11 protein-coding genes are annotated in these 11,596 nt (G+C 69.6%); 1 reads left to right on the forward strand and 10 read right to left on the reverse strand.

Features of this window, described 5'->3' with window-relative positions:
* Positions 1 to 247: 247 nt before the first annotated feature.
* The 8 genes from F1193_RS05345 to F1193_RS05380 form a co-directional block, all read right to left on the reverse strand.
* Entirely contained in the window at positions 248 to 766 is a 519-nt protein-coding gene (locus F1193_RS05345; protein ID WP_150096637.1) for a DUF1269 domain-containing protein, read from the reverse strand.
* 840 nt (positions 767 to 1,606) lie between these two features.
* Positions 1,607 to 3,193, reverse strand: a complete 1,587-nt coding sequence (locus F1193_RS05350; protein ID WP_150096638.1) for a complex I subunit 5 family protein — start codon at positions 3,191 to 3,193, stop codon at positions 1,607 to 1,609.
* Positions 3,190 to 4,704 (reverse strand): complex I subunit 5 family protein, encoded by a 1,515-nt coding sequence (locus F1193_RS05355; protein WP_150096639.1) that lies wholly within the window; start codon positions 4,702 to 4,704, stop codon positions 3,190 to 3,192. The genes F1193_RS05350 and F1193_RS05355 overlap by 4 nt, the downstream gene beginning before the upstream one ends.
* Positions 4,704 to 5,006 carry an NADH-quinone oxidoreductase subunit K gene (locus F1193_RS05360; protein WP_150096640.1) on the reverse strand — a complete coding sequence of 101 codons (303 nt, stop codon included), beginning with the start codon at positions 5,004 to 5,006 and terminating at the stop codon, positions 4,704 to 4,706. The genes F1193_RS05355 and F1193_RS05360 overlap by 1 nt, the downstream gene beginning before the upstream one ends.
* Positions 5,003 to 5,953 (reverse strand): hydrogenase subunit MbhD domain-containing protein, encoded by a 951-nt coding sequence (locus tag F1193_RS05365; protein WP_150096641.1) that lies wholly within the window; start codon positions 5,951 to 5,953, stop codon positions 5,003 to 5,005. The genes F1193_RS05360 and F1193_RS05365 overlap by 4 nt, the downstream gene beginning before the upstream one ends.
* Complete coding sequence (locus F1193_RS05370; protein ID WP_150096642.1) at positions 5,950 to 6,267, reverse strand: cation:proton antiporter; 318 nt, start codon at positions 6,265 to 6,267, stop codon at positions 5,950 to 5,952. Before F1193_RS05370 ends, F1193_RS05365 begins: the two co-directional genes overlap by 4 nt.
* Positions 6,267 to 6,536 carry an MrpF/PhaF family protein gene (locus F1193_RS05375; RefSeq protein ID WP_150096643.1) on the reverse strand — a complete coding sequence of 90 codons (270 nt, stop codon included), beginning with the start codon at positions 6,534 to 6,536 and terminating at the stop codon, positions 6,267 to 6,269. Before F1193_RS05375 ends, F1193_RS05370 begins: the two co-directional genes overlap by 1 nt.
* Positions 6,529 to 7,005, reverse strand: coding sequence for a Na+/H+ antiporter subunit E (locus F1193_RS05380; RefSeq protein ID WP_170263391.1), 477 nt, complete (start codon positions 7,003 to 7,005; stop codon positions 6,529 to 6,531). The genes F1193_RS05375 and F1193_RS05380 overlap by 8 nt, the downstream gene beginning before the upstream one ends.
* Before the next feature lie 219 nt (positions 7,006 to 7,224).
* Between F1193_RS05380 and F1193_RS05385 the strand changes: the two genes are divergently transcribed.
* A complete protein-coding gene (locus F1193_RS05385) occupies positions 7,225 to 8,349 on the forward strand; it encodes an AI-2E family transporter (RefSeq protein ID WP_246164140.1) in 1,125 nt (374 codons plus the stop codon).
* 250 nt (positions 8,350 to 8,599) lie between these two features.
* Here the strand turns inward: F1193_RS05385 and F1193_RS05390 are convergent, their stop codons facing one another.
* Both F1193_RS05390 and F1193_RS05395 read right to left on the reverse strand, forming a co-directional pair.
* Positions 8,600 to 10,090: a replicative DNA helicase gene (locus tag F1193_RS05390; protein WP_150096645.1), complete on the reverse strand. Its 1,491-nt coding sequence runs from the start codon at positions 10,088 to 10,090 to the stop codon at positions 8,600 to 8,602.
* Between the two features lie 303 nt (positions 10,091 to 10,393).
* Positions 10,394 to 11,503, reverse strand: coding sequence for an SAM-dependent methyltransferase (locus F1193_RS05395; protein ID WP_150096646.1), 1,110 nt, complete (start codon positions 11,501 to 11,503; stop codon positions 10,394 to 10,396).
* Between the last annotated feature and the right edge of the window lie 93 nt (positions 11,504 to 11,596).

Raw genomic sequence — 11,596 nt, forward strand, 5'->3', positions numbered from 1 at the left:
CGCGCCGACACCGGCAATGATTCTATCCAAACGGAACCGCCCCCACCGTCGCTGACGCACGTGCCACCGTCCCCAGCGCATCCCCCGCCAAGGCCGGACCGGCCCTGCGACGGAACCGGCCCTGCGACGGAAAACGCGTCAAATCCAATCTTGGAGCTAATCTTGCAGCTTCAGTCTCGAAGCTTGAGTCTTGAAGCTTGAGGGCCGGACGGCGCGGCTTGCGCGTCGTCCGGCGAGGTTGAGGAAATCAGGCGCCGACCAGCTTGGCCAGTTCGGCCTTGAGCTTCTGTTCGTCCTCGGTGCTCAGCGAGGTCTGCAGCACCCGCGGCTTGAAGGACTCGATCTCGGGCAGCACCTTGTCGGTGTTGACGCTCTTGAACAGCACGAACAGCGCCGAGGAGCCCGACGGGATCGTCGCGCCCAGCCGCTTCACGAAATCATCATTGATGCCGTAGTCGGTGAGCGAGCCGGCGAGCGCGCCGGCGCCGGCGCCGGTGAGCGCGCCCACCGCCATGCCGGCCAGCGGATTGAGGAACAGCAGGCCCACCAGCGCGCCCCACAGCGCGCCGCTGCTGCCGCCGGTGGCGGCGCCGACCGCGGTGAGATTGACGGCCTGCTTCATGTGCACCTTGCCGGCAGCGTCGCGCTCGACGACGACGGCATCCTCAAGGTCGACCAGATATTCCTTCTGCAGGGAGCGCAGCTTGTTGAGAACCTCGTCCGCGGTGTGGAGTCCGTCGAACCCGAGTACGACCAACGTGCTCATCATTCTTCTCGCTTGCTGAGTTCTTATGGGTTGCTGAGTCTTCGGTTGCCGACAATCGACACATCAAGCCGCCGCACCGGCCTGCGCGGCCGCACCCGGCGGTCATCCTGGAGCGCGGTCCGAACCGACGGCATCGGATCGGCGCTCCAACTCTTCACGCGATCGCATTCCCGTTCGCAAAACCGGTTCCCACTTTTGCGGAGAATGCTCTAGAGCCGCCGCGTGACGGCAAAGCGACCTTTCCTCCCGCGATGGACGACAGACGCGATGGACGACGGGCGCGATGAACGACGGGCGCGTTGGCAACTCACGACCGCGACATCGACACGCCTCCAGCCGACGCATGACGACACTGTGCGCCGAACGCCGCCGGGTGAAGGCATTAAGACATGAAACGACTGGGATCCCGCTTTGGTTCCGCCGGAGATGGCGAAAAAAAGATGACTTCGAAAACGAGACGTCCGCACGCGACTGTCGCGCTCCAAACCCATCGCGCCGCTGTCGTGCCGCATGCGATCCATCGCGATTTGGCGGGACACCAAAAGGAATTACGTCGGATCATATGCCACTGTTCGCGAACGCATCAAGGCATTTCCGGACAGGCTTCCGCGCAAGGCGGCATTCTATCGTCTAAGAGGATCCTTCGGTGATCCTGGCCGCGCGCGACGATCTTCCGCCCGGCGAGACTGGGATTCCCGGCGCAAATTGGGGACATCCCGCCAACACGTCTTGAGCCGTTGCAGCTTGGATGGGGCCCGCTTCGGCCGAAGCGCCTGCGAACGACGCTTGCCGGACACGATGGCGGATTTTGTTGGGCTCAAATCGGCTAAAACTGGAAGGTCATCGCGCGCCGAGCGCCAAGGACAGCACCAGTGCCAGCGCCAAGAGCGACAGGCCGGCCACCGGCCAGGCGCGCAGGTGCGCCTCAAGCCGGGCGGTGGCGTCGCTGCCCTGCTGCATCAGGCGCGCAAGGGCGGTGCCGCTTGCGGCGACGTCGCCCTCCGGCACTGCCGGCAGGCGATGGCCGAAGCGTTGCAGGGCCAGCGCCAGCACAGCACCGATTCCGATCGGCCAAGCGGCCTGCCACATGGCTTCGGCCGTCAGCGCCTTCGCGACAGCATCCCCCGGTGCCAGCGCCCAGGGCACGGCGAGCGCGGCCATCGCCACCGCGATCCAGGCGCTGCGAAGCGCCAGCGGCATGGGCGCATCGCCCGACGCCTTCGCCGCCAGCCGGCCGACGAAATGCAGGATCAGCAGCGTGGTGCCGATGCTCGCGAGGCCCGCCAGCGTGGCGATGACGCCATCACCCAACGGCACCTTGATGACGCTCTTGGCGATCATGCCGCCGGTCAGGGGCAGGCCGGCGAGGCCAAGCCCGACGATGGCGGTGAGCCCGAGCACCAGCAAGGAGCGGCGGGCGGCGGCAAGCCCGACCGCCAGGAACAGCGCCCCTTTGGCCAGCACGTGATGGACGGCATAGAGGCTCGCCGCCGTCACGGCGCCCGCGTCCCCCGCCGCCAGCCCCATGCCGACCACGGCGGCAACCAGCCCCATCTGGCTCAGCGTCGAATAGGCCAGCACGGTCTTGGGATTGGACTGGGTGATGCCGACCAGCACGCCGTAATAGGCGGTGACGAGGCCGACGGTCGCGAACGCCATCCCCAGGTTCGCGCCCAAATCCGCCATCGCCGCGTCGAACGGCAGGAAGCGGAGCAAGCCGATGACGCCGGCCTTCACCACCGCGCCGCTCAGCACCACCGACACCGGCAGCGGGGCTGCCGAGTGCGCCAGCGGAATCCATACATGCAGCGGCACGAGGCCGATCTTGAGGCCGAAGCCGGCGAGCAGGAAGATCAGCGTCGCGTCGCGCCAGGGCGAGCCGGGCAGCGCCGCCACCGCGTCGCGGATGGCGAGGCTGCCGTCCGGCACGGCGGCTGCCGCCAGCACGAAGCCCATCAGCAGCAACGCTTCGCCGAGCATGCCGAGCGCCAGATAGGCGAAGCCGGCGGCGCGCGCCCGCGTCGTGCCGTCATGCACCACGAGGCCATAGGCCGACAGGCTGACCATGGCATAGACGAGATAGAAGCTCACGAGGTCGGCGGCGACGAAGACGCCGAGATTGCCGGCGAGCGTCAGCAGCCACCAGCCGGCCAGGCGCGGGGCGTCGGAGGCGCCGCGCAGGATCATCGGCGCGCAGGCGCCGGCCGCGATCCACAGGAACGCCACGGCGCCGAGCAGCATGGCGCTTCCGGCATCGAGCAGGGGGGCGAGCCCCAGCGGCGCGGCGGCGAGCGCCACAACAAGCGCCGGCAGCGGCGCCAGCGCCAGCGCCTTTGGCACGAGCCTGCGCAGCCGCGGTAGCGCCAGCGCCGCCAGCAGCGCGAGCGGCAGGGCCAAGGTGGCGGCGAGCAGCAGCGTGGCGGTCATGGCACGCCCGCTCCCGCAAGCCCGCTCCCAAGCCCGATCCGCAGCAGGCCCGGCGGATAGAGCTGCGACAGGCCGAGCAGCGCGGCAGCCACCGCCAGCGCCAGCACCACGAATTCGCGCGAGCGCGCATCCCGCGGCCGTGCGAAGGCGGCCGTGCCATCCGCATAGGCGCGGCCGATCACCGGGAAGAGATAGAAGGCGGCGAGCAGGCCGCCCAGGATCATCACCACCGCCCACCACCATTGGCCGGTGGCGACGGCCGCCGACAGCAGCAGCCATTTGGCGGCGAAGCCGCCGCTCGGCGGCAGGCCGACCAGCGACAGGCCGGCGAGCGTGAAGGCAAGCACCGCCACCGGCACGGCGCGGCCGACGCCGTCGAGGCCATGGATGCGGTCGTGGCCTGCGGCCTCGGCGATCAGCCCGGCGGCGAGGAACATTGCCGCCTTGGCCAGCGCGTGCGAGGCGAGCTGCAGCCAGCCGCCGCTCCAGGCGGCATTGGCGGCGATCTCGGCCTGCGGCACGCCGAACAGCAGCGGCACCATGAGGAACAGGTAGCCGATCTGCGCCACGGTGGAATAGGCGATCATCAGCTTCAGCCGCGCCTGGCGCAGCGCCATCACGCTGCCGGCGAGGATGGCGCCGGCGCCGAGCGCGCCGATGAGGTTCGCCGCCGCAGCGGTCGACAGACCCGGCATGACGTCGAACCACAGCCGGACGATAAGGAAGAACGACGCCTTGACGACGAGGCCGGACAGCACCGCGCTCGCCGCCGGCGGCGCGCCGGCATGGGCCGGCGGCAGCCACAGATGCAGCGGGAACAGGGCTGTCTTGGCGGCGAGCCCGGCGATCATCAGCGCGCAGGCGAGGATCGCCGCCGGCTCGGGCCCGGCCCGGCCGGAGAGCAGCACGATGTCGAGCGTGCCATAGGCGCCGTAGAGCAGCGCGGTGCCGAGCAGATAGAGCACCGAGCCGACCAGCGCGAACACGAGGTAGCGCAGCGCCGCCTGCAGCGTCTTCGCGCTGCCGCCGAGGCAGACCAGCGGGATCGCCGAGAAGGTCAGAAGCTCCAGCGCGACATAGAGATTGAACAGGTCGCCGCCCAGCGCCACCGCATTGAGCGCGCTCCACAGCGCCATCAGCAGCGTCCAGAACACCACCGCCGCCCGACTCTCGGTGGCGCCGGGTTCCGGCCGCAGGTCGGCGCGGGCATAAAGGCCGGCGGCGCCGATGACGATGGCGGCGACGAGCAGCATCAGCGCCGAGGGGCCGTCGGCACGCAGCATCAGGCCGAGCGGCGGCGCCCAGCCGCCCACCGCATAATGCAGCGGCGCGCCAGCGGCCCACACCGTCCAGGCCACCGCCACTGCCACGGCGAGGCCGAGCGGCCACAGGCCGAACGCGATGCGCCCGGCCCAGCGGCCGGGCAGCGCCAGCGCCGCCACCGCGCCGGTGGCCGGCAGCATGACGGCGAGCACCAGGAGCAGGCCCGGATCGAGTGCGGCCGCCGGCATCACGCGCTCCCCTCGTCGTCCCCGCGCCCGGTCTCCTTCAGCCGCACGACGAGGGAGATGGCGAGCGCGGTGGCGGAGAAGGCCACCACGATGCCGGTGATGACCATGGCCTGCGGCACCGGATCGCTGCCGAGCCCTTCCACCGCGCCGCGCCGGGCGATCACCCCGAACAGCAGGAACACGCCGCCGCCGAGCAGGTTGAAGGCGAGGATGCGGCGCAGCGGCTGGGCCTGGACGATCAGCCCGTAGAGGCCGATGCCCACCAGCGCCGCTCCGCACAGGCCGAACACCGTCATGGTCATGGCGCACCCGGCCGTTGCGGCGGGCCCGCCACCATCATCGCCAGCGTCACCGCGATCGACAGCGTGATCGCCGCCTCGATGGCCAGGATCAGCGGCTTGGCGAAGGCGGGCGGATAGGCGAGGAAACCATCGGCTATGAAGATGCCGGCGACCCCCACCGCGAGGAACGCCAGCGGGCCGATGACCAGCGCCGCCCGCAGCCACGGCCGGCCGATCGCCGGCACCGGCGAAAGCCCGGCCATCATCGCCAGGATCCACATGGCGGCGAGCACCGCGCCGCCCTGGAAGGCGCCGCCGGGGGCGTTGGCGCCCACCCACAGCACATGGATGCCGACGACGATGCCGACCGGCGGCAGAAGCTGCGCCAGGAAGCGCAGCGTGTCGCTGGCGCGGCCGGGGCGGCCGAGGGTGGGGCGTCCGCCCCAGGCGCCATCGGGCGAAAGCGACCAGATGCCGATGAGCGCCAAGAGCAGCACCACCTTTTCCAAGAGCGTATCGAGCGCGCGAAAGGCGAGCAGCACGCCGGTCACCGGGTTCTTAAGCCCCGTCGCCGGCAGGTGCTCGGCCGCCAGCGGCGCCAGGGTCGGCGCCGGGCCGGAGACGCCCAGCACGACAAATGCGAGCCCCGCCGCCACCGCCGCGCAGGCCAGCGCCGCGATGCGCCGCGTCGCCGGGCCGGGGGGCGGACCATCCTCCAGCGGCGCCGCGCCCCGGTGCAGCGCGCCGACCGCGCGCAGCAGCAGCACGCCGGTGACGCCACCGCCGATCGCCGCCTCGGTCAGCGCCACGTCGACCGCGTCGAGCCGCACCCACACCAGCGCCAGCAGCAGGCCGTAGCCGATGAAGCCGATGACCGCGGCATAGGCGTCGCGCACCAGGATGGTCCACAGCGCCATCGCCGCCACCAGCGCGGCCAGGCCGATATCGACGGCGATCCCGGCGGTCATGGTGGTGGCCCGTCCTGTGGCACGCCTTGTGGTCTGTCTTGGCGGGCGGCACGGGCGATGAGCTGCGCCACGCTGGCGCCGGCCAGCTGCACCAGGAGCCAGATGGCGACGAGCTTGGCGCCGGTGAGCACGCTGTCGACTGTCGGCAGCAGGCCGAGCACGATCAGCCCGAGGCCGAGCGTGTCGGCCTTGGTGAGCGCGTGCAGGCGCGACAGCGTGTCGGGAAAGCGCAAAAGCCCCACGGTGCCGGCGAGAAAGAAGAACGCGCCGCCGGCAATGGCGACCACCGAGGCGATGTCAAGCAGGAGGCTCATCACGCCGCGCCTCCGGAATCCGGCGGCGCGGTCTCGACCAGCGCGACCGAGGCGAACACCGACAGCACCGCCAGCACCAGCGCCACGTCGACCACCGCATAGAGCGAATTGGCGATGGAGAACAGCAGCAGCACGGCGATGCCGCCGGTGCCGAGAAGCTGCATCGCCATCATGCGGTCGGCGCGGCCGGGGCCGCGCAGCACGCGGGCGAGCCCCAGCGCCACCACGGCCAGCACGAAGCCAGCGGCCCCCAGCATGAAGCTATACATCGCCGCCTCCGCCGAAGGTGCGGCGGAAGCGCGCCTCCTCGCTCGCAAGCTGCTCGGCCACCGGCTGGGCGACATCGAGGCAGTGGACGACGAGGCGGCCTTGCGAATCGGTGCCGGCCGGCAGCGTGCCGGGCACCAGGCAGACGGTGGTGCAGAAGGCGCTGCGGACACTGCCCGCCGGCAGGCACGTCGGGTGGAGGACGAAGCCGGCGGCGGGCAGCGGCCTGGGATCGAGCGCGCGGCGCGCTACGTCGATGCCGGCGAGGATCGACTGGCCGAACAGCCGCAGCCCGTAGCCGAGTGTGGCAACAGGCGTCATGTGCAGCCCGCTCGGCGGCATCAGCGCAAGGCTTGCCCAGGTGGCGAGCGCGACGGTGGCGAGCGCGACGGCGATGCTGCCCGCCGTGAGGTCGAGCGGCGCCGTGCCGGCGATGGCGACCCACAGCAGCGCCAGCACACCGGCCCGCACCGCGGCGGTCCGCCCGCGGCGGCCCGATCTCGAACCCGACTGATCCACTGCGCCGCCCGCGAAAAGGTTCCGCATGAGAAGGGGCCCGATGGAGCGAGCCCCCAGCATGCTAATCGACAGGCGCCGCTTTCACCAGCACGGCACGCCGATTGAACGCGCCGCCGGTTTGTGGTCCGATCGGCGCATCCGCCCGCGCGATCCGGCTTGAGCGGACTTCAAATGCCCCTCACGCACGGCCCGGACATGCAGACCACCGACAGCCAGATCGCGACGACCGACAGCACGCAGACGCCCGTTTCGCCTTCGGCCGGCGGCGACGCAAACCGGCGCGGCTCCATCACCTTGCTCGCCGTGTGCACCACCATCCTGGTGCTGATCGCGCTCTATTATGGCGAGGTGATCCTGGCGCCGGTGGTGTTCGCGCTGTTCATCATCGCGCTGGTGTGGCCGCTGCAGTCGGGCCTGCAGGCGCGCATCCCCAAGCTCGCGGCAATGGCCATCACCGTGGTGGTGGTGGCGGTGGTGCTCGCCGTGCTCGGCACGCTGATCGGCTGGGGGTTCGGCCGCGCGGCGCGCTGGCTGCTGGCGGATTCGGCGCGCTTCCAGGCGCTCTATCTGCAAAGTGTCGAATGGCTCGAAGGCCACGGCTTCGCGGTGGCCGGCATCTTCTCCGACGTGTTCAGCGTGTCGTGGATGGTGCGCACGGTGCAGAGCATCGGCGCGCGGCTGCAGAGCATCGTCAGCTTCTCGGTGGTGGTGGCGGTGTTCCTCATTCTCGGGCTGCTGGAGGTGGAGGAGACCGCCGCGAAGCTGCGGGCGATGAGGAACCGCGCGGCCGGCGAAGCCGTGGTCGCAGCCGCCGCCTCGACCGCCGCCAAGCTGCAGAAATACATGCTGGTGCGCACGGCGATGAGCGTGATGACCGGCACGCTGGTGTGGGCGTTCGCGCGACTGATCGGCCTGCCGCTCGCCGCCGAATGGGGCGTGATCGCGTTTGCGCTGAACTACATTCCGTTCATCGGCTCGTTCGTCGCCACGCTGGCGCCGACGCTGTTCGCGCTGGTGCATTTCGAATCGTGGCAGGCGGCGCTCGGCGTGTTCGCCGGGCTCAACATCATCCAGTTCGTCGTCGGCAGCTATCTGGAGCCGCGGGTGGCCGGCAGCGCGCTGTCGATCTCGCCCTTCATCGTGCTGCTCGCGGTGTTCCTGTGGAGCTTCCTGTGGGGCATCGCCGGCGCCTTCATCGGCGTGCCGATCGTGATCGCGCTGATCACGGTGTGCGAACAGTACCCCGCGAGCCAATGGGTCGCGGGCCTGCTCGCCGGCAGCAAAAACGAGGGGTGATGCGGTTTCCGTTTGATCGGCTCGAAACGGTTGGCAGGCCCGGAGCCGCGCTCTTTCCCTCTCCCCTTGTGGGAGAGGGTGCCGAGCGATCGAATGATCGCGAGGCGGGTGAGGGGTGGGATTGGCCGGCATGAAGCAACCCTTCACCCGGCTCGACCTCGCTTTCGCTCGGTCTCGCCACCCTCTCCCGCAAGGGGAGAGGGAAGAACCGCCACCTTCCCTCGAAACCGCCTGACGCCCGCAGCCCCGCTCAGCGCCGGTCGGGCAGATGGTCCTCGCGCGCCAGCGTGGCGAAGCGGGTGTACTGGTCCTCGAAGTGCAGCTTCACCGTACCGGTGGGGCCGTGGCGCTGCTTGCCGATGATCACCTCGGCGGTGCCCTTGATCGCGGCGAGCTCCTGCTCCCACTTGAACCAGTCCTCGGTGCCCTGCCGCGGCTCCTTGCCCTTGAGGTAATATTCCTCGCGGAACACGAACATCACGACGTCGGCGTCCTGCTCGATCGAGCCGGATTCACGCAGATCCGAAAGCTGCGGCCGCTTGTCCTCGCGGCTCTCGACCTGACGCGACAGCTGCGACAGCGCCAGGATCGGCACGGCGAGCTCCTTGGCCAGCGCCTTCAGGCCGGTGGTGATCTCGGTCACCTCCTGCACGCGGCCTTCGTTGGCGCGCTTCGAGGAGCCGGACAAAAGCTGCAGATAGTCGACGATCATCATGTCGAGCCCGCGCTGGCGCTTGAGCCGCCTTGCGCGCGCGGTGAGCTGGGCGATCGAGATGCCGCCGGTGTCGTCAATGAACAGCGGGATCGCCTGCATCACCTGGGCGGCGGCGGCGAGCTTGCCGAAATCGGCATCCGAAATGTCGCCGCGGCGGATGCGCGAGGACGGGATCTCCGACTGCTCGGCGAGCACGCGGGTGGCAAGCTGCTCGGCCGACATTTCCAGCGAGAAGAAGCCGACGATGCCGCCGGCCACCGTCTCGATCGAGCCGTCGGGCCGCGGCCGGCCGTGATAATTGGCGGCGATGTTGTAGGCGATGTTGGTGGCGAGCGCGGTCTTGCCCATGCCGGGGCGGCCGGCCAGGATGACGAGGTCGGACGGCTGCAGCCCGCCCATCAGCGAATCGAGATCGTCGAGGCCGGTGGCGAGGCCCGACAGATGGCCGTCGCGCTGATAGGCGCGGCCGGCCATGTCGATCGCCTCCTTCAGCGCATCCGAGAAGCGCAGGAAGCCGCCGTCGTAGCGGCCGGTCTCGGCCAGCTCGTAGAGGCGCCGCTCGGCGTCCTCGATCTGGTCGTTGGGCGGCATGTCGACCGGCGCGTCATAGGCGATGTTGACCATGTCCTCGCCGATGCGGATCAGCTCGCGCCGCGTGGCAAGGTCGTAGATCGCCCGGCCGTAATCGGCCGCGTTGATGACGGTGGTGGCCTCGGCGGCCAGGCGCGACAGGTACTGCGCCACGGTCAGCCCGCCGATGTCGGCGTCGCCCGGCAGGAAGGTCTTGACCGTGACCGGCGTCGCCACCTTGCCGGCGCGAATGAGCTGGGCGCACACGTCGAAGATCGATTGGTGCAGCGGCTCGAAGAAGTGCTTGGGCTCCAGGAAGTCCGAGACGCGGTAGAACGCCTCGTTGTTCACCAGCACCGCGCCGAGCAGCGCCTGCTCGACCTCGACATTGTGCGGCGCCGCCCGGTAGAGCGGATCGGGGCCTTGGGTTTTGCGGGCGAACGATTCGACAGCCATGCCATCATCCAACGCTGGGATCATGGCTTAACACGCGGCGGCGGCCTTCAGGGAAACATCCTGCGCGACGCCCCGCAATCCACATACGCGGCGGAATCACGCGCGGCGGGGCCGGCGGTGCTTGACTGTCGCCCGGCCGCCCGCGACCGATTCGGAGCCGAATCGATCCTGCGGCTTCCGGTCGATCCCTTCGGGATACCGGAAACGGTCTCGCCGAAAATCCCAGTTCTGCAAGAGGCCCGCGATAACGGGATGTTCGGCGATCGGAATACGAAACTCCGGCTTGATCAGCCGGATTTCGTATCAGGTTCCAGCCAGCCGCAATTGCGGGCGGCCTTCGCGCTCGGCGGCGCTGAGGCGGGCCTCGCGCTCGGCGATGTAGCGGCGGGTGGGCGGCACCACGCCCTCGCGCTTGACGAGCTGGATCTGGAACACCATCAGCCCGTGATGGCGGAAGGCCATCTCGCACGAGGCGAGGTAGAATTCCCACATGCGGCAGAAGCGCTCGTCATAGAGGCGGCGCGCCTCGTCGCGGCGGGCAAGGAAGCGTTCGCGCCACGCCTTCAGGGTGTCGGCATAGTGCAGCCGCAGGATCTCGATGTCGGCGACGAGAAAGCCCGCGCGCTCCACCGCCGGCATCAGCTCCGACAGCCCCGGCACATAGACGCCGGGGAAGATGTACTTGGCGATCCAGGGATTGGTCGCCCCCGGGCCTTCCGAGCGGCCGATGGCGTGGATCAGGCACACGCCGTCCTCGGTCAAGAGCTCGAACGCCTTGGCGAAGAACGCCCGAAGGTAGCCGATGCCGACATGCTCCAGCATGCCGACCGAGACGATGCGGTCGAACCGGCCCTCGGTATCGCGGTAGTCTTCGAGCGCGAATTCGATCCGCTCGCCGAGCCCGCTGTCGGCGGCGCGCTCGCGGGCGATGGCGAACTGGTGGTCGGACAGCGTGATGCCGCGCACCTTGGCACCGGCAACCCCCGCAAGATAGAGCGCAAGCCCGCCCCAGCCCGAGCCGATGTCGAGCACCCACTGGCCGGGCTCGACCAGGAGCTTCGCGGCGATGTGGCGCTTCTTGGCGAACTGGGCCGCCTCCAGGCTCTGGCCGGGCGTCTCGAAATAGGCGCAGGAATATTGCCGGTCGGGATCGAGGAACAGGCTGTAGAGCCGGTCGTCGAGATCGTAATGATGGTGGACATTGGCTCGCGCCCGCCGCCGCCAATTGGCTTGGTCGAGCCGGCGCACCGCACGGCGCGCCACGGCCAGAAGCGGCGCCAGCGGCAGCCGCCGCTCGCCGGCAACCGAGCGCGCCATGGTCAGCGCCAGGAGATCGGCGATCGAGCCGGTCTCGACGACGAGGCCGCCCTCCGTGAAGGCTTCGCCGAGCTTGAGCTCGGGATCGGTCAGCACCGCAAGCTGCCAGCCGCAGGGTTATCGCATATAAGCAAAGAGTTCGAAGAAGAACTCTTTGCTCCAAAGCGCGAGGTTCATTTTTCTCGATAC

This window comes from Blastochloris sulfoviridis, from assembly GCF_008630065.1.
GTDB classification, from domain to species: domain Bacteria; phylum Pseudomonadota; class Alphaproteobacteria; order Rhizobiales; family Xanthobacteraceae; genus Blastochloris; species Blastochloris sulfoviridis.